This is a genomic window from Burkholderia sp. Ac-20345, assembly GCF_017104825.1.
Taxonomy (GTDB): Bacteria; Pseudomonadota; Gammaproteobacteria; order Burkholderiales; family Burkholderiaceae; genus Burkholderia; species Burkholderia lata_B.
The window spans coordinates 1-17,538 of record NZ_JAAGPO010000207.1; the positions used below are offsets into that span (position 1 = coordinate 1).

Here is a 17,538-nt window from a genome sequence, read left to right on the forward strand (position 1 = left end):
TCGCCATCGCGTCGATCACTTCCGGCGCGACCGGCGTGCGCGCATTGAAGTCAAGATAGACGAACCGTTCGCACGCGCCCCGCCCTGTCGCGTCGGCTCCGCTCATAGCGAGAAGAAGTCGACTTTCAGCCGCGGCACGTAGTTCGACATGTCCGTGTAGTACTGGATCACCTGGTCGTGGAACTGATCGAACGCGTGCTTCACGTCGTGCATGTGATTGATCGCGACGTGCGCGGCGTCGGCCGGCACGTCGGGCATGCGCGCGAGCGCCTGCTCCAGCAGGCCCGCATGGCCCGCGCCGACGTCGATGCGCATATGGCGCATCAGGCCGTCGAACACGTCCGCGTCGAGCCCGGCGGCGCGCGCGATCTCGCGCCACGCGCCGCGCGCGCCGGCCTCGTCCTCCGGGCTCGCCTCGATCAGCTTCAGGCAGCACAGGTATCCGAGCGACGACGCGCGGCCGACCTCGCACAGCATGTTCACGAGCGACAGCGTGCCGATCACGGGATGCGCGTCGCGGATCTGCTCGCGCGGGATGCCGAGCTTCTCGACCGACGCGGCGATCAGCCCGTGATGCGCGTACTCGTCGGCCAGGTAGCCGCACAGCAGTTCGGCCGTCGCCTGGTCGCGGCAGTGCGCGATCGCCGCGCCGACGTGACGCGGCGCCAGCCGTACGAAGTGGTAGGTCTCGAGCAGCAGCCCGGCGATCAGGTCGCGGCTGGCCTCGCCCCGCTCGAGCATGCCGAACAGCCGGTGATAGCCGATCTGCGCACGCCACATCCGGGTGCTGCGCTCGACCCGCTCGAGAAAGTCCGCCGCGGCGATCGTGGCGGCCGGCCGTTCGCGGCGCAGCAGGCCGAATTCCTCAAGTTGCCCGACGATCGTCCGCACGCTGCCGAACGACACGTCCGAGCGCTGCGCGATCTCCTCGAGCGTGTGCCGCCCGTCCAGGTAGCGCTTCATGCGCAGGAACGCGTCGCGCGTGCCCTGCACCTGCTCGAGCTCGAAGCGCTCGTCGCCCACGATCATCGCCAGCCGCTCGCCGGCCAGCGCCACGAGCGTGCAATGCCGCAGCCGCGGCCGCGCGCCGGTTTCCGTCGTCTCGCCCATGTCTTCGTCTCCTGGTTCGCTCGACCACCCGTCGATGCATTTTTCGAAACAATCGACGCATGTGCTGATTCAGGAAAAATAATTGCACATGCCATTAAATCGATCTTGAATCGCGCAAACGTTGTACTAGATTATCTCCAGGATTCCGGTAATTCAAGAAATCCGCAGATGCTTAAAATAACTTTCACTTTTACAAGAAGATAAATCGGGGCTCCATTCCATCGAATCATTCCACCGCATTTGAAGATCGGAGATGCCGCCGCTCCGGTGCCGCCTTGGCCGCGGCATGGCTGCGTGCCGCGCTAATGGCGGCTGGGCGCTTGCGCCCGTTCTCATCGTCGGAGGTTGCTATGAGTGAACCGCTTACTGTCATCGTGCCGCGAGGCACCAAGGTCGCCGTCAAGGAAGTCGACGCGTTGCAGACCGTCGACCCGCGCGCCGGCGCCGATCGCCACGCGCTGATCGTCGGCGGCGCGGATCTCAAGGTCGCGATCGCGAAACAGGCGGACGGCCTGCCGCTTTCGGCACGGGCCGCGTTCATGACCATGTGCGGATGAACATCCACCAATTAATCATCCGCACAACCGATGAAAGGAAATAAACCCGACATTCTCATTTCATTCCGGATTTCGCTGTAAATCCTCCAGCCCGATTATTCGAATCAGGCCGGATGCCCTTTCATTTTTCAAACGGTGATCGATATGGCAAATTCGCAGCAACCAACGGTTCATGAAGTGAAAAACGCCGAACCGGGCAAGAACGTGTTCGACGGCCACAAGGTCGATCTCTACATCAATACGGGCACGCTCGGCGGCAAGCACTACCTTGTCACCGTCAACAAGCCCGACGGCACGCCGACGCTGATCGCGATCCACCTGTAATCGCCGCCGCACCGGTTCAGCCAGTTGCGGGGCGAGCCGCACGCCCGCCCCGCGCGCCCACTTCGGGAGCCTCATCATGGAACGGATCGATTCGCCCGCGCCCCGCCCGCGGCTGGTGGCGCCCGTGACGCTGCGGCACATCGACGCGCTGCCCGACAGCCCGCACGCCGCCGTCGCGCTGGCCCGCACGCTCGACCAGTTCGACGGCCGCCGCGATCTCGACGAGATCGCGCGCGACGAGCCCGAGCTGCCGCGCGCGCTGCTCGACGAACTGGTCGGCACGCTCGACGAGGCCGGCCTGATCGACGACGACGCGCCGGTCGCGAGCCGCGCGGGCTCGGAAGTGATCCTCGAGATCGAGGATCTCGTCGAGCAGTACTGCGAGCAGACGCTCTACCGCAATCCGTTCTGGCGCGCGTGCCTCGACACGCGCTCGCCGGGCGATCTGCCCGAGCGGCTCGCGATCGGCATGGTGATCGAGAACTGGCACTTCCTGTTCCGCGAAAGCTATTTCGATGCGCCCGTGCTGTCCTACGTACCGAGCACGCCGGTGCGGCTGACGCTCAACCGCTTCTTCTCCGAGGAGTACGGACACGACGAAATCCTGCTGCGCGCACTGAATTTCGCGGGGCTGAGCCGCGCCGACATGCTCGATGCGATCCCGCTGCCCGAGACGATGGGGCTGTGCAACGCGCTCGCGTACTGGTCGCACAGCGATCCGCTGTTCTTCTTCACGACGCTCGGCCTGCTCGAAGGCCAGGGCATGCAGCACGACAGCTTCATCCAGGCGTGCGAGCGCGCGCAACTGCCCGACGGGCTAGTCGGCCCGCTCAAGACGCACGCGAACATCAACCTCAACGCCGCGCACGGCAGCCTGACACGCGCGATCTTCCAGGACGTCCCGGTGCTCGACGCCGCCACCGTCGCGCGCGTGAAGGCCCAGCTGCGGCTGTTCGTCGAGCTCTACGACGACTTCTACACGGCCGTCTGGCATTACTACACCTCCGACGCGCCGCTGCTGCGGCGCGTGTCCGACCTGTGAGGCGATCACCATGGACAGCTCGCTAGCGGCTCCCGCGATGCCGAAATTCCGCGGCATCGTCACCTCTCAGCTCACGGATACCGACGCCGTGCTGTGTGCCGGCGGCCGACAGTGCACGTTCCGCTTCGCGCCGGACGAGGCGACCGACGTCGCGCGCCTGATCGGCGACCTGCACGTGGGCGGCCTGACGCCCGAGGAACTGGCCACGCGCTCGCGCCGCATCGCCGACAAGATTCCGCCGCTGCTCGCCGATTTCAACGCGCTGCGCCTGCTGATCGAATCGGATCCACGCCGCGCCGCGGTGGCGACGAGCGGCGCGCAGCTCTACCGCGACATCCGCCGGATCGCGGAGCGCACCGCCGCGCGCAGCGCGCGCTCGGCATTCCTGCGCGCGCTGGTCGAACAGCGCGCGACGCGCCGCCAGCTGATCGGCTATGCACTCGAGTATTACTGGATCGTGCGCGCGGCGCCGGGGCTGATCGGCCCCGCGCTCGGCTGGGCCGCCAGCACCGCGGAGCGCACGCTGCTGCAGGACTTCCTGAAATCGGAGCTCGGCCACGACCGGTTTCTCGCGGCGTCGCTGAAGGCCGCGGGGCTCGCCGATGCCGAGATCGAGCAGCACCAGCCGCTGCCCGCGACGTTCTCGCTCGCGGCCGCGCTCGGCGTGCACGCGCGCCAGCATCCGCTGTCGTTCAAGGCGAGCCTGTTCCTGTTCGAGCGCGCACAGCCCGCGTTCATCGACGCGTTCGACGCGCGCTGCGTCGCGCTCGGCCTGCCCGAAGCGTTCTACCGGCCGCTGCGCGCACACGCGGACCTGAACGACACGTACCGGCACGAGGACATCTCGCGGCAGTTGATGGCGCTCGACACCGCGATCGATCCCGAAGCCGGCACGGTCACGAAACGCAACGTCTCGCTGATGGTCGAGACGCTGGTGCGCCAGGAACACGCCATCCTCGCCTACTACGCAGACGACAGCGCGCCGCTGCCGCGCATCTTCCACTGAGGGCCGCCATGGAACTCTGGACATTTCAGCGTTATCAGTCGCCGCGCCTCGTCATCGACGCGATCCACCACGAGCCCGGCTCGGCGCTCGTCAGCATGCGCGCGGGCGCCCATGAATACCGGCTGGCGTTCGACGCCAGCGACGCCGCGGACCAGATCGCCGCGCAGCTCCACGGCCTGACCGACACGGCGTCGCCGCTGTGGTCGACGCTGCTCGACAGCAAACCCGACTCCGGCTGGCACGCGCTCGGCACGTTTCTCGACACGCATTCGCTGATTGGCGAGGCCGGCGACACGGCCGCCGATGCGCTCGCCGCGCAGGCCGCACGGATCGACTCGTGCATCGCGCAGACGGTCACCGCGAGCCTGGCCGGGCTCGACTCCGCGCGGCGCGACGCGATCGCGCGCGACGCCGCGACGCTGCGGCTGCACCTCGACCGGCCCGCCTCCGCGCGCACGCTGTTCGACGCGCACGACGATCCGTTCGACGCGCAGGTCGAACCCAACTTCCATCTCGCGCTGCTGCGCATCGAGTTCGAATACTTCCGCCGCGCGGCGCCACTCACGCTGGCAGCCGTCGACCTGATGCTCGACGTGTTCTCCGGCGCGCCCCGCGCGAGCGCCGCGCAGGATGCGCGGTTCGACACGGCCGGGCTGTACGACGAGCACGACCTGATGTCGCATCTGTGGCTCGTCGCGTCGAGCCTCGTCGCCGCGAGCGGCGACGACGCGCGGCGGCTGCCGTGCGCGGACCTGCCGACCGTGTCGCTGTCGAGCGGGCTCGAGTTCATGCGCCAGACCGAGCTGATCACGCGCGAAACGCTGAACCGCTGGGGCGAGAATCCGTACGTGAGCGCGGTCGATGCGCTGAACGGCGGCTATTCGCCGCTCGTCGCGGGCCCGTTCATCGAGCAGTACCACGTGACGCGGCGCTTCGTCGAAATCATCGCGCCGCTGCTGAGCATGCGGCTCAGCATCCCGCTGCGCGCGATGATGTTCCGCTACTACGGCGAGGAATACGGCCACGAGGCACTCGAAAGCACGACCTGCGAGGCGCTCGGCGTCGCGCCCCGCCTGCTCGCGCAGATCGTGCCGCTGCCGCTGCACTTCGCGTTCATCGACGCGCTCACGCTGCTCGCCGATGCCGATCCGGTGACGTCGTTCGCCGCGATCATGGTCGTCGAGGGCATCTTCGGCGAGCCGCCGAAGATGTCGCTGCGCCTGATGGCCGCGGTCAAGGACAACGACGCGTTCCACAGCGTGTCCAGCGACCACGAGGAGCTGAACGAATCGCTGAACCACAACAGCATCTCGCGCGACACGTTCGAGCAGATCGCCGCGATCGACCCCGCGCGCCAGGCGATCGCGATGCGCCGCATCCTGTTCCTGCTCGAGCTGAACCACCGCGCGTGGAGCGGCATCGCCGGCTTCTACGGCGCGCAGCCTGCGCTCGCGCTGCACGGCCCGTACGGCAGGCTGCTCGACCCGCGCGACTGACGGCGCCGCGCCGGCTCACGCGCACAAGGAGAACCCCATGGACGAACACTACGACTACATCGTCATCGGCTCCGGCTCGGCGGGCAGCATCGTCGCCGCGCGACTCGCCGCCAACCCGTCGATCAAGGTGCTGCTGCTCGAGGCCGGGCCGCTCGCGTCGCATTACCCGCCGATCCGCGACCCGAACCAGATCAACTGCCTGTATCGCATCGACGCGATTCACTGGGGCTACAAGAGCGTGCCTCAGACGCGCATGAACGATCGCGTGATGGACGTCTGGCGCGCGAAGGTGACGGGCGGCTGCACCGCGCACAACGACATGGTCTACGTGCGCGGCGCGCCCGCCGACTTCGACCAGTGGGCGAGCCAGTACGGCTGCGCCGGCTGGCGCTACCAGGACGTCGCGCCGCACTTCGAGCAGGTCGAAAGCATGCTGCAGCCGACCACTACCACGCGCAACGCCTTCGGAGACGCGTTCGTCAGCGCGAGCGAGCAGCTCGGCCACCGCTACAACCCGAACTACAACGACGGGCGCCCGATGGCCGGCGTGTCGCCGCTGCGCTCGACGATCGACACGCACTTCCAGCGCGTGACGAGCTACCAGCGCTACGTCGAGCCGCTGCTCGCGCGGCAGTCGAACCTGACGCTGGCCGCCGAATCGCTCGTCGAACGGATCGAGTTCAACGGCACGCGGCGCGCCGCCGCGGTCTACTACATCCGTGGCGGCGCGCGCGTGCGCGCGGCGGCCGACCGGGAAATCCTGCTGTGCGCCGGCGCCATCAACTCGCCGCAGATCCTGATGCGCTCGGGCGTCGGCGACGCCGCGCAGCTGCGGCGGCTCGGCATCCCCGTGCGGGCGGACCTGCCGGGCGTCGGCGCGAACCTGATGGACGCGCTGATCTTCCAGGGCATCTGGACGTCGCGGCAGCCGATCCTCGACCAGCCCGTCAACGAGGGCTACGCGATCGTCTGGGCGAACGTGAATGCCGACGGCCAGCCGGCCAATGCGGCCGAGATGATGCGCGGACGCTATACGTGCGGCCAGTCCGAGCAGGAGCTGCGCGGTTTCTATTCGGTGACGGGCGACATGATGCGGCTGCAGAGCCGGGGCCGCGTCGCGCTGCGCTCGGCCGATCCGGCCACCGCGCCGTTGATCGACATGAACTTCCTGTCGGCGCCGGGCGACTTCGAGCAATGCGTGCAGGGCTTCGAGCTGATGCGCTCGCTCGGCAACGCGCCGGGGCTGTCGGCCTGGCGCGGCGAAGAGCAGGCGCCCGGCCCGTCGGTACGCACGCCCGCCGAGATCCGCAACTGGATCCTGAGCAATGCGGGCTCGCTCAGCCACCCGGTCGGCACGTGCCGGATGGGCACCGGCAACGACGCGGTGGTCGATCCGCAGTTGCGCGTGCGCGGAGTCGAAGGGCTGCGGGTCATCGACGTGTCGATCATGCCGCGCATCACGTCAGGGCACACGCAGGGGCCGGCGCTGATGATCGGCGAAAAAGGCGCCGCGCTGGTGCTCGCACACGCGTGACGGCACGCGGGGACCGTCACGCGAGCGTCTGCTCGAGGCTCATCGCGAGGAACTGCGCGGCGACCCGCGACGGCGCGCCGCCGTGCGGCACGAGAATGGAGAAGTGGCGCGTGAGCGGCGCAGGCGCGAGCGAGCGCAGGACGAGCGCGGCATCGTCGTGACGCAGCGACATCGCGGACACGAACCCGACACCCATCCCGGCCCGCACCGCTTCCTTCACCGCCTCGACGCCCGCGATCTCGAACGCGACGCGCATCGGCGCCGCGCCATGCGCGAATGCGCGCTCGACGAGTTGCCGCACGGCGGAGCCCGCCTCGCGCAGCACGAGCGGATGGGCCGCCAGCGCATCGAGCGTGACCCCCGACGCATAGTCGGGCGCGGCCAGCGGATGCCCGGACGGCACGATCGCGACGATCTCGTCCTCGCGCCATGCATGCACCGCGGTGCCTGGCGGCAGCGCCTCTCCGGGCGGCCCTTCGATCATCGCGATATCGAGCGACGGCAGCGCCGCGACCACGTCGGCCGTGTTGCCGCTCATCGTCTGGATCGCCACGCGCGGCGCCCGCGGCTGGAACGCCGCAATCAGGTATGGCAACAGGTAACTCGCGGGCGTCGTGCTCGCGCCGATGCGCAGCGTGCCGGCCTCGAGGCCGCGTACCGCATCGCGAAACGCGCGCGCCTGCGCGAAGGTGTCGCGCTGCGCCTTCGCGTACTGCGCGAGCTGTTCGCCGACCGGGGTCAGGCGGATGCCGCGACCTTCGCGCTGGTACAGCGGCTCGCCGAATTCGTCCTGCAGCAGCCGCAACTGGCCCGACACGGCCGGCTGCGACAGATGCAGCGCCACGGCGGCGTGGCTGATGTTCAGGTGCTCGGCGACGGCGGCGAACGTTATCAGTTGATCCGGGGTCATGGGGATAAATTATCGGCTTTCCGGATAGTTTACGTCACAAATCACAATTTTTCATATCGATATAACGAAATTAGGATTACACCATCGCAACACGCTCCATCACGGTGCTTCCATGTCCACTGCTCCGACTCCCCATCTCAGCCCCGCCGCGCCGTCGATGCGCGGCCAGTTGAACGGCGTGCTGTTCGTCGCGCTGTTCGCCGCCGCCGTCACGAGCCTGTCCCAGCTTCCCGCGATCGCGGGGCTCGGCCTGTCGCCGCTGATCGTCGGCATCGTCGCCGGTGCGCTGTATGGCAACGCGCTGCGCGACGGCATGCCGGCCAGCTGGGCGGCCGGCGTCAATTTCTCCGCGCGCAAGCTGCTGCGCATCGCGGTCGCGTTTTTCGGGTTGCGCGTGAGCCTGCAGGAAATCGCGCAGGTCGGGCTGCCGGGCCTGACGGTGTCGGTACTGGTCGTCGTCAGCACGCTCGTGATCGGCACCTGGGCCGGCATGAAGATCATGAAGCTCGACCGCGATTCCGCGCTGCTGACCGCCGCCGGCAGCGCGATCTGCGGCGCGGCCGCCGTGCTCGCGTTCGAATCGACGCTGCAGTCGAAGCCGCACCAGAGCGCGATGGCCGTGGGCAGCGTCGTGCTGTTCGGCACGCTGTCGATGTTCCTGTACCCGGTCGCGTATCACGCCGGTCTGCTGAACCTCGATCCGGCCGGCCTCGGCCTGTTCTTCGGCGGCACGATCCACGAGGTCGCGCAGGTGGTCGGCGCGGCGAGCGACATCAGCCCGCAGGTCGCGCACATCGCGACGATCGTCAAGATGACCCGCGTGATGCTGCTCGTGCCGGTGCTGCTGGTGCTCGGCTGGTGGCTGGCCCGCTCGGCACGCGCCACCGCCGGCGGCGCGCAAGGCAAGCGCAAGGTGGCCGTGCCCTGGTTCGCGCTCGGTTTCCTCGGCTTCGTGATCGTCAATTCGCTGAATGTGCTGCCCACCGACGTCACGCACACGCTGAACGTGCTCGACACCTTCGCGCTGACGATGGCCATGACCGCGCTCGGCATCGAAACCCGCGTCGCGCAGATCCGCGCCGCCGGCCCCCGTGCGCTGATGACCGGCCTGATCCTGTACGTGTGGCTGATCGCCGGCGGCTACGGGATCACCTGGGCCGTGCAGCACTGGCTTGGCTGAGTTGCCCGCCCGTGACACTTCGCGCGCCGCGCCCGACGGGATGGTCCCGCGGGCGCGGCGCAGTGCTATGCTTCGCGTCGTTTTCCATCGCCCTCTTTCAGCCGTGCTCTCGTTCCTGCTGAAGCTGCGCACTCGCGCCCAAACGCTGTTCCGCCTGTCGGACGCCCATACGATGCTGATCTGGTCAGCCATCGTCGGTGTCGGCGGCGCCTTTGCCACGATGGCGTTCCGCGAAGGCATCGACCTGATGCAGCACTTGATTTCCGGACAAAGCGGCAGCTTCGTGCAGATGGCGAAGCGCCTGCCGTGGTACGTGCGGTTCTGGATGCCGGCCGCGGGCGGCTTCCTCGCCGGCTGCGTGCTGCTGCTCGCGACGCGCGGCGACAAGCAGGCCGCCAAGACCGACTACATGGAATCGGTCGCGCTCGGCAACGGCATCGTGCCGGTACGCCAGAGCCTGTGGCGCAGCGTGTCGTCGCTGCTGACGATCGGCAGCGGCGGCTCGATCGGCCGCGAAGGCCCGATGGTGCAGCTCGCGGCGCTCGCCGCATCGCTCGTCGGCCGCTTCGTGCACTTCGACCCGCCGCGCCTGCGCCTGCTGGTCGCCTGCGGGGCGGCGGCCGGCATCACGTCCGCGTACAACGCGCCGATCGCCGGCGCATTCTTCGTGTCGGAGATCGTGCTCGGCGGCATCGCCATGGAAAGTCTCGGCCCGATGATCGTCTCGTCGGTCGTCGCGAACATCGTGATGCGCGAATTTGCCGGCTACCGGCCGCCGTACGAGATGCCGGTGTTTCCGGCCGTCACCGGCCCCGAAGTGCTGCTGTTCGTCGTGCTCGGCGCGCTGTGCGGCGTGCTCGCGCCGCAGTTCCTGCACCTGCTCGATGCATCGAAGAACCAGTTCAAGCGGCTGCCCGTGCCGCTGCCCGTGCGGCTCGCACTCGGCGGCCTCGTCGTCGGCGTGATCTCGGTATGGGTGCCGGACGTGTGGGGCAACGGCTACAGCGTGGTGAACCTCATCCTCCATTCGCCGTGGACCTGGCAGGCACTCGTCGCGGTGCTCGTGTTCAAGGTGATCGCGACCTCCGCCACCGTCGGCTCCGGCGCGATCGGCGGGGTTTTCACGCCGACGCTGTTCGTCGGCGCGGTGTTCGGCTCGCTGTTCGGGCTCGCGATGCAAGCCGTGTGGCCCGGCCATACGTCGGCGTACTTCGCGTACGCGATCGTCGGGATGGGCGCGTTCCTGACGGGCGCCACGCAGGCGCCGCTGATGGCGATCCTGATGATCTTCGAGATGACGCTCAGCTACCAGGTCGTGCTGCCGCTGCTGGTGTCCTGCGTATTCGCGTACTTCGTTGCGCGCGCGACCGGCACGACGTCGATGTACGAGATCACACTGCACCACCACCAGGATGCCGAGGAACGCAGCCGGATCCGCACCACGCAGATGCGCGCGCTGATCCAGCCCGCGCAGACGGTCGTGCCGCTCACCGCGAGCGTCGCCGACATGACCCGCGTGTTTCTCGAATATCCGGTGAAGTATCTGTACGTGACCGACGACGCCGGGCGCTTTCGCGGCGCGGTCGCGCTGAAGGACATCACGTCGGACCTGCTCGACAAGCGCGACACGACCGACAAGACGGCCGCGCACTACGCGCACACGCCGTTTCCGCTCCTCACGCCCGACATGCCGCTCGCCACCGCGCTCGAACGCTTCATGGCGTTCCAGGGCGAACGCCTGCCGGTGATCGAAAGCGAAGCCGAGCCGACGCTCGCCGGGGTCGTCTACAAGACGTCGCTGCTCGATGCGTACCGGCGGATGACTGGCGAACGCTGACCGGGCGCCTCGCCGCCGGCAGCGCGAACGCGGCTCGAGGCCAGGGCCCGCTCAGTCCGGCGCGCGGCCGAGCACCACGCGTGCGAAGAATCCCGCCAGCACCGACTCGGCCACCTCGGCCGACACGTGCTGCGGATCAGCCGAGTAGTACGACTGCACGCCATCGCACAGGCACATCAGCCCGAACGCAAGCGTCTCCGCCGGCAGCAGCAGCGGCGTGCCCGCGCGCTCCGAGAAGCGCCGGATGAACTCGGCCATCTGCAGGCGCTTGCCATGCAGGAACTGGTTGAAGCGCACGCGGAACTTCGCGTCGCGCGCGGCCTGCAGCTTCGCCTCGCCCCACAGCAGCGAATATTCGTCGTCCTGAAACAGCGTCCGGTAATACGCGAGCGACATCGACTCCATCTGCTCGCGCGTTCCGCCCCCGTCGAAGATCGCCTGGAAGTCGGCCTGCACTTCAGCGTGATCGCGCTCCAGCAACTCCAGCAACAGGTCTGACTTGCTGCTGAAATTCGAATAGAACGCCCCGCGCGTAAAACCGGCCGCCGCCGCGATGTCCTCGACACTCGCGGCCACATAGCCTTTCTTCATAAAAATCCGGTGCGCGGCATTCAGCAGACGTTCGCGCGTCTGGTCCCTGCTCTGCTCGCGAGTTAAGCGCTGTGGTTTCATGGCGCGCAGTCTAGCACCCTTTACCTTTCGGATTCATCTTTGCATTCAGATACAGGTGTGTATTAGAATTCGCCACAGTTTCTGAAAGATGGTGTCCGCACGCCTGTGCCGGCGCCGCTCGGGGCAAGCGCCCGCCGCGCTTGCCGGCTTCGTTCCGCTCTCGCTCTCACCTCATCTGGGGGTTTCGTGAATCGCTCCGGTTCCCGCGCCGCGCTGCTGGTCGGCGCCGCGCTCGTCCTCGCCGCCTGTCATCCGAAAGAATCCGCGCCGCCCGCGCCGCGCCCCGTCGTCGCGCTGCCCGCCCATGCCGACGGCGCTGCCGTCGCACGCACGCTCCCCGGCGAGATCCAGCCGCGCTACGCCACCCCGCTGTCGTTCCGCATCGCCGGCAAGATCATCGAGCGCAAGGTGCGCCTCGGCGATACGGTCAAGGTCGGCCAGGTCGTCGCGCTGCTCGATCCGTCCGACGTCGAGAAGAACGCCGCGAGCGCGCAGGCGCAGCTCGATGCCGCGACGCACAGCCTCGCGTTCGCGAAGCAGCAGCTCGACCGCGATCGCGCGCAGGCACGCGAAAACCTGATCGCCACCGCGCAGCTCGAGCAGACCGAGAACAGCTACACGTCGGCGCTCGCGCAGCGCGACCAGGCACAGCAGCAGCTCGCGCTCGCGAAGAACCAGCTCCGCTACGCGACGCTCGTCGCCGATCACGCGGGCTACATCACCGCCGAACAGGCCGATACCGGCCAGAACGTGTCGGCCGGCCAGGCCGTCTACCAGCTCGCATGGTCCGGCGACGTCGATGTCGTCAGCGACGTGCCCGAGGCCGCACTGGCATCGCTCACGCCGGGCCACGCGGCCACCGTCACGCTGCCGTCGCTGCCGGGCCGCCCGTTCGCCGCCAAGGTCCGCGAAATCGCACCGGCCGCCGATCCGCAAAGCCGCACGTATCGCGTGAAGCTCACGCTCGCCACACCCGATCCGGCGATCCGGCTCGGGATGACGGCCAGCGTCGCGTTCGACGGCGCACCGGCCATCGGTGACGCGCAGCCGATCACGCTGCCCGCGACCGCGCTGTTCCACGACGGCCAGCAACCGGCCGTGTGGGTCGTGCGCACGAAGGACGACACGCTCGAGCTGCGCCGCGTCGACGTCGCACGGTTCAACGAGCGCACGGTGACGGTGTCGCACGGGCTGCAGCCCGGCGAACGCGTCGTGCTGCAGGGTGTGCACACGGTCAGCGCGGGCGAGAAAGTGCGCGCGATCGCGCCGCTGCATCCGGAGGACTTCGCATCGTGAGCGTTTCCTACGAAGAAGGCCGCTTCAACCTGTCGGCGTGGGCGCTGCGCCACCAGGCGCTGGTCGTCTACCTGATCGCGCTCGCGACCCTCGCGGGCATCCTTGCGTACACGCGCCTCGCGCAATCCGAAGACCCGCCGTTCACGTTCCGCGTCATGGTGATCCGCACGTTCTGGCCCGGCGCGACCGCGCGGCAGGTGCAGGAACAGGTGACCGACCGGATCGGCCGCAAGCTGCAGGAAACGCCGGCCATCGACTTCCTGCGCAGCTATTCGCGCCCCGGCGAATCGCTGATCTTCTTCACGATGAAGGATTCGGCGCCCGTGAAGGACGTGCCTGAAACCTGGTACCAGATCCGCAAGAAGGTCGGCGACATCGGCTATACGCTGCCGCCCGGCGTGCAGGGCCCGTTCTTCAACGACGAATTCGGCGACGTCTACACCAACATCTGGACGCTCGAAGGCGACGGCTTCACGCCCGCGCAGCTTCACGATTACGCGGACCAGCTACGCACCGTGCTGCTGCGCGTGCCGGGCGTCGGCAAGGTCGACTATTTCGGCGACCCCGATCAGCGGATCTTCATCGAGGTGAACAACGCGCAGCTCACGCGCCTCGGCATCTCGCCGCAGCAGCTCGGGCAGGCGATCAACGCGCAGAACGACATCTCGTCGGCCGGCGTGCTGACGACCGCCGACGACCGCGTGTTCGTGCGGCCGAGCGGCCAGTTCGACAACGTCGACGCGATCGCCGACACGCTGATCCGCATCAACGGCCGCACGTTCCGGCTCGGCGATCTCGCGACGGTGAAGCGCGGCTACGACGACCCGGCCGTCACGCAGATGCGTGCGGGCGGCCGTGCGGTGCTCGGCATCGGCGTCACGATGCAGCCGGGCGGCGACGTGATCCGGCTCGGCAAGGCGCTCGACGCGGAATCGAAGGACCTGCAGGCGCAACTGCCGGCCGGCCTCAAGCTGACGCTGGTGTCGAGCATGCCGCACGCGGTCGAGCATTCGGTCGACGACTTCCTCGAAGCGGTGGCCGAAGCCGTCGCGATCGTGCTGGTCGTGAGCCTCGTGTCGCTCGGCCTGCGCACCGGGATGGTGGTCGTGATCTCGATTCCCGTCGTGCTCGCGGTCACCGCCCTCTTCATGTACCTGTTCGACATCGGGCTGCACAAGGTGTCGCTCGGCACGCTCGTGCTCGCGCTCGGGCTGCTCGTCGACGACGCGATCATCGCGGTCGAGATGATGGCCGTGAAGCTCGAACAGGGCTACACCCGTGCACGCGCCGCCGCGTTCGCCTATACGAGCACCGCGTTCCCGATGCTGACGGGCACGCTCGTCACCGTGTCGGGCTTCCTGCCGATCGCGCTCGCGAAATCGAGCACCGGCGAATACACGCGCTCGATCTTCGAGGTGTCTGCGATCGCACTGATCGCGTCGTGGTTCGCGGCGGTCGTGCTGATCCCGCTGCTCGGCTTCCACCTGCTGCCCGAACGCAAGCGGCAAGCACACGAGGCGCACCTGCCCGACGACCACGAGCACGACATCTACGACACGCGTTTCTACCGGCGGCTGCGCGGCTGGATCGACTGGTGCATCGAGCGGCGCTTCGTCGTGCTGCTGATCACGGGCGCGCTCTTCGTCGTGGCGTTGATGGGCTTCTCGCTCGTGCCGCAGCAGTTCTTCCCGAGCTCCGATCGCCCCGAGCTGCTCGTCGACCTGCGGCTGCCCGAAGGCGCGTCGTTCGCGGCGACGCTGCGCGAGACCGAACGCCTCGAGAAAGTGATCGACAAGCGCCCCGAGATCGATCATTCGGTGAACTTCGTCGGCAGCGGCGCGCCGCGCTTCTACCTGCCGCTCGACCAGCAGCTTCAGCTGCCGAACTTCGCGCAGTTCGTGATCACCGCGAAATCGGTGAAGGACCGCGAGAAGCTCGCGGCCTGGCTCGAAACCACGTTGCGCGAGCAGTTCCCGGCCGTGCGCTCGCGGCTGTCACGGCTCGAGAACGGCCCGCCGGTCGGCTACCCGGTGCAGTTCCGCGTGAGCGGCGACAGCATCGCGACGGTGCGCTCGATCGCCGAGAAGGTCGCGGCGACGATGCGCGGCGACGCGCGCACGGTCAACGTGCAGTTCGACTGGGACGAGCCGGCCGAGCGCTCGGTGCGCTTCGAGATCGACCAGAAGAAGGCGCGCGAGCTGAACGTCACGTCACAGGACGTGTCGAGCTTCCTCGCGATGACACTGTCCGGCACGACCGTCACGCAGTACCGCGAGCGCGACAAGCTGATCGCGGTCGATCTGCGCGCGCCACGGGCCGACCGTGTCGATCCGGCGAAGCTGGCGGGCCTCGCGCTGCCGACCCCGAACGGCCCGGTGCCGCTCGGCTCGCTCGGCCGCTTCAAGCCGACACTCGAATACGGCGTCGTGTGGGAGCGCGACCGCCAGCCGACCATCACCGTGCAGTCGGACGTGCGCGCCGGCGCGCAGGGCATCGACGTCACGCATGCGGTCGACGCAAAGCTGAACGCGTTGCGCGCGCAGCTGCCGGTCGGCTATCAGATCAACATCGGCGGCTCGGTCGAGGAAAGCGCGAAGGCGCAGAAGTCGATCAACGCGCAGATGCCGCTGATGGCGATCGCCGTGTTCACGCTGCTGATGATCCAGCTGCAGAGCTTCTCGCGCGTGCTGATGGTCGTGCTCACCGCGCCGCTCGGGCTGATCGGCGTGGTCGCCACGCTGCTGCTGTTCGGCCAGCCGTTCGGCTTCGTCGCGATGCTCGGCGTGATCGCGATGTTCGGGATCATCATGCGCAACTCGGTGATCCTCGTCGACCAGATCGAGCAGGACATCGCGGTCGGCCACCGGCGTATCGACGCGATCATCGGTGCGACCGTGCGGCGCTTCCGTCCGATCACGCTGACGGCCGCCGCCGCCGTGCTCGCGCTGATTCCGCTGTTGCGCTCGAACTTCTTCGGGCCGATGGCGACCGCGCTGATGGGCGGCATCACGAGCGCGACCGTGCTGACGCTGTTCTACCTGCCCGCGCTGTATGCGACGTGGTTCCGCGTGAAGCACGACGAACGCGACCCGCAGGCCGGCCCGCCGCCTGGCGGCACGCCTGCCGCGCCGTCGGGAGCCTGACCATGGATCGATCGATGAACCTGAAAACGAAAGCCGTGCGGGCACTCGCCGTGGCGAGCCTCGTCGGCCCGCTCGCGGGCTGCTCCTGGTTCGCGCCGAGCGGCGAGCCGCCCGCGATGCCATCGCCCGCGCACTACGGCACCACGCCGCAAGTCCAGCAGACCGTGTCCGCGCAAGGCGTCGCACAGCAGTTCGAGGTCGGCGCGCAACCGGTGCCCGACTGGTGGAAGCAGTACCGCTCCGATGCGTTGAACGCGCTCGTCGACGAAGGGCTGCGCAACAGTCCGACGTTGAGCGCGGCATCGCACTCGCTCGATGCCGCGCGCGAACAGCTGCGCGGGCAGATCGGCAGCTCGATGCTGCCGTCGATCGACGCGGGCGGCCAGGCCACGCGCCAGCGTGCGCTCGGCGTGCCGATTCCCGCGCTCGGCGCGCCGACGCTGCTGTACGACACGTTCGTCGGCCAATTGCAGGCGAGCTACACGATCGACCTGTTCGGTGCGTCGCGTTTCGCGAACCGTGCGCTGGCGCGGCGCGTCGACGTCAGCGCGTTCCAGCTCGAATCCGCGCGGCGCGCGCTGGCCGCGAACATCGTCACCGCGTCGATCACGGTGTCGGTGCTGAACGCGCAGATCAGCACGACCGAGCGGCTCGTCGCACTCGCCAACGACCAGGCGCACGATGCCGAACGCCGCTACGCGCTCGGTTCCGCATCGCGCAGCGACGCGCTGAACGCGCGGCAAAGCGCCGACACGTTCGCGGCGAGCCTGCCCGCGCTGCGCCAGCAACGCGACTCGGCACGCCATGCGCTCGCGGTGCTGGTCGGCCGCACGCCCGACCAACCGCCGGCCGATCTCACGCTCGCCGATCTGCACCTGCCCGAGCAGGTGCCCGTCGTCGTGCCGTCGGACCTGCTGCAAAGCCGCCCGGACATCCAGGCGGCCGACGCGGGGCTGAAGGCCGCCGCGGCCGAAGTGGGCCTCGCGACCGCGCAGCTGTTCCCGCAGCTGTCGCTGTCGGCCGCGATGGGCAAAGGCGGCTTCAGCTGGCCGACGATGCTGTCGGGCGCCGGCTCGATCTGGAACGTCGGCGCGTCGCTGAGCCAGCCGATCTTCCACGGCGGCGCGCTGCTCGCGCAGCGTCGCGCGGCGAAGGCGACCTACGAGGCCGCCGTCGACCAGTACAAGCAGGCCGTGCTCGGCGCGTTCCAGAATGTCGCCGATTCACTCGCGGCGCTCGAGCACGATGCGGAAGCGCTCGACGCATCGTCCCGCGCCGCGTTGTCCGCGCGCGGCGCGTACGACGACGCGGCGGCCCGCGTGCGGCTCGGCGAGACGGGGAGAGCCAACGGCTGAACTCCAGTCAACTGCCTCCATCTTGTATGGCGTCGTCTGCTTGACAAAAAAAAATACACACAGCCGATGCGCCTCG

General features: G+C 68.4%; 13 protein-coding genes and 1 pseudogene. 11 read left to right on the top strand and 3 right to left on the bottom strand.

The window, feature by feature from the left end:
* Positions 1-102 precede the first annotated feature (102 nt).
* The gene (locus G3O06_RS39905) at positions 103-1,110 is read right to left on the bottom strand and encodes an iron-containing redox enzyme family protein (RefSeq protein ID WP_205819387.1); all 1,008 of its coding nucleotides are present in this window, start codon (positions 1,108-1,110) and stop codon (positions 103-105) included.
* Positions 1,111-1,460: 350 nt separating this feature from the next.
* Here G3O06_RS39905 and G3O06_RS39910 point away from each other — a divergent pair, with 350 nt between their 5' ends.
* From G3O06_RS39910 to G3O06_RS39935, 6 genes are all read left to right on the top strand, one after another.
* Complete coding sequence (locus G3O06_RS39910) at positions 1,461-1,667, top strand: hypothetical protein (protein WP_226207652.1); 207 nt, start codon at positions 1,461-1,463, stop codon at positions 1,665-1,667.
* Positions 1,668-1,844: 177 nt separating this feature from the next.
* On the top strand, positions 1,845-1,991 hold the full coding sequence (locus G3O06_RS39915) for a hypothetical protein (RefSeq protein WP_254599310.1): 147 nt from the start codon (positions 1,845-1,847) through the stop codon (positions 1,989-1,991).
* Between the two features lie 76 nt (positions 1,992-2,067).
* Positions 2,068-3,033, top strand: coding sequence for an iron-containing redox enzyme family protein (locus G3O06_RS39920; RefSeq protein ID WP_174973118.1), 966 nt, complete (start codon positions 2,068-2,070; stop codon positions 3,031-3,033).
* A 10-nt stretch (positions 3,034-3,043) separates the two neighbouring features.
* Positions 3,044-4,039 (top strand): iron-containing redox enzyme family protein, encoded by a 996-nt coding sequence (locus tag G3O06_RS39925; RefSeq protein WP_241020480.1) that lies wholly within the window; start codon positions 3,044-3,046, stop codon positions 4,037-4,039.
* Between the two features lie 8 nt (positions 4,040-4,047).
* Positions 4,048-5,535: a hypothetical protein gene (locus tag G3O06_RS39930; RefSeq protein WP_205819388.1), complete on the top strand. Its 1,488-nt coding sequence runs from the start codon at positions 4,048-4,050 to the stop codon at positions 5,533-5,535.
* 37 nt (positions 5,536-5,572) lie between these two features.
* On the top strand, positions 5,573-7,069 hold the full coding sequence (locus G3O06_RS39935; protein ID WP_174916910.1) for a GMC oxidoreductase: 1,497 nt from the start codon (positions 5,573-5,575) through the stop codon (positions 7,067-7,069).
* A 16-nt stretch (positions 7,070-7,085) separates the two neighbouring features.
* Here the strand turns inward: G3O06_RS39935 and G3O06_RS39940 are convergent, their stop codons facing one another.
* A complete protein-coding gene (locus G3O06_RS39940) occupies positions 7,086-7,979 on the bottom strand; it encodes a LysR family transcriptional regulator (protein ID WP_205819389.1) in 894 nt (297 codons plus the stop codon).
* A 112-nt stretch (positions 7,980-8,091) separates the two neighbouring features.
* Here G3O06_RS39940 and G3O06_RS39945 point away from each other — a divergent pair, with 112 nt between their 5' ends.
* Both G3O06_RS39945 and G3O06_RS39950 read left to right on the top strand, forming a co-directional pair.
* Positions 8,092-9,159: a YeiH family protein gene (locus G3O06_RS39945; protein ID WP_174916912.1), complete on the top strand. Its 1,068-nt coding sequence runs from the start codon at positions 8,092-8,094 to the stop codon at positions 9,157-9,159.
* Positions 9,160-9,262: 103 nt separating this feature from the next.
* On the top strand, positions 9,263-10,996 hold the full coding sequence (locus G3O06_RS39950; RefSeq protein ID WP_205819392.1) for a ClcB-like voltage-gated chloride channel protein: 1,734 nt from the start codon (positions 9,263-9,265) through the stop codon (positions 10,994-10,996).
* Positions 10,997-11,047: 51 nt separating this feature from the next.
* Here G3O06_RS39950 and G3O06_RS39955 read toward each other — a convergent pair whose 3' ends face one another.
* Positions 11,048-11,668, bottom strand: coding sequence for a TetR family transcriptional regulator (locus tag G3O06_RS39955; protein ID WP_174973110.1), 621 nt, complete (start codon positions 11,666-11,668; stop codon positions 11,048-11,050).
* A 186-nt stretch (positions 11,669-11,854) separates the two neighbouring features.
* Here G3O06_RS39955 and G3O06_RS39960 point away from each other — a divergent pair, with 186 nt between their 5' ends.
* The 3 genes and pseudogenes from G3O06_RS39960 to G3O06_RS39970 form a co-directional block, all read left to right on the top strand.
* Positions 11,855-12,964, top strand: coding sequence for an efflux RND transporter periplasmic adaptor subunit (locus G3O06_RS39960; RefSeq protein ID WP_205819390.1), 1,110 nt, complete (start codon positions 11,855-11,857; stop codon positions 12,962-12,964).
* Positions 12,961-16,107 (top strand): efflux RND transporter permease subunit, encoded by a 3,147-nt coding sequence (locus tag G3O06_RS39965; RefSeq protein WP_205819391.1) that lies wholly within the window; start codon positions 12,961-12,963, stop codon positions 16,105-16,107. Before G3O06_RS39960 ends, G3O06_RS39965 begins: the two co-directional genes overlap by 4 nt.
* Positions 16,108-16,109: 2 nt before the next feature.
* Positions 16,110-17,438 (top strand): annotated as a pseudogene (locus tag G3O06_RS39970) (efflux transporter outer membrane subunit); the annotation flags it as partial.
* Positions 17,439-17,538 lie beyond the last annotated feature (100 nt).

What these genes read in the sequence shown, in the direction of transcription:
- G3O06_RS39905 (WP_205819387.1), bottom strand. Translation starts at nt 1,110, where the DNA reads ATGGGCGAGACGACGGAAACCGGCGCGCGGCCGCGGCTGCGGCATTGC.
- G3O06_RS39910 (WP_226207652.1), top strand. Translation starts at nt 1,461, where the DNA reads ATGAGTGAACCGCTTACTGTCATCGTGCCGCGAGGCACCAAGGTCGCC.
- G3O06_RS39920 (WP_174973118.1), top strand. Translation starts at nt 2,068, where the DNA reads ATGGAACGGATCGATTCGCCCGCGCCCCGCCCGCGGCTGGTGGCGCCC.
- G3O06_RS39925 (WP_241020480.1), top strand. Translation starts at nt 3,044, where the DNA reads ATGGACAGCTCGCTAGCGGCTCCCGCGATGCCGAAATTCCGCGGCATC.
- G3O06_RS39930 (WP_205819388.1), top strand. Translation starts at nt 4,048, where the DNA reads ATGGAACTCTGGACATTTCAGCGTTATCAGTCGCCGCGCCTCGTCATC.
- G3O06_RS39935 (WP_174916910.1), top strand. Translation starts at nt 5,573, where the DNA reads ATGGACGAACACTACGACTACATCGTCATCGGCTCCGGCTCGGCGGGC.
- G3O06_RS39940 (WP_205819389.1), bottom strand. Translation starts at nt 7,979, where the DNA reads ATGACCCCGGATCAACTGATAACGTTCGCCGCCGTCGCCGAGCACCTG.
- G3O06_RS39945 (WP_174916912.1), top strand. Translation starts at nt 8,092, where the DNA reads ATGTCCACTGCTCCGACTCCCCATCTCAGCCCCGCCGCGCCGTCGATG.
- G3O06_RS39955 (WP_174973110.1), bottom strand. Translation starts at nt 11,668, where the DNA reads ATGAAACCACAGCGCTTAACTCGCGAGCAGAGCAGGGACCAGACGCGC.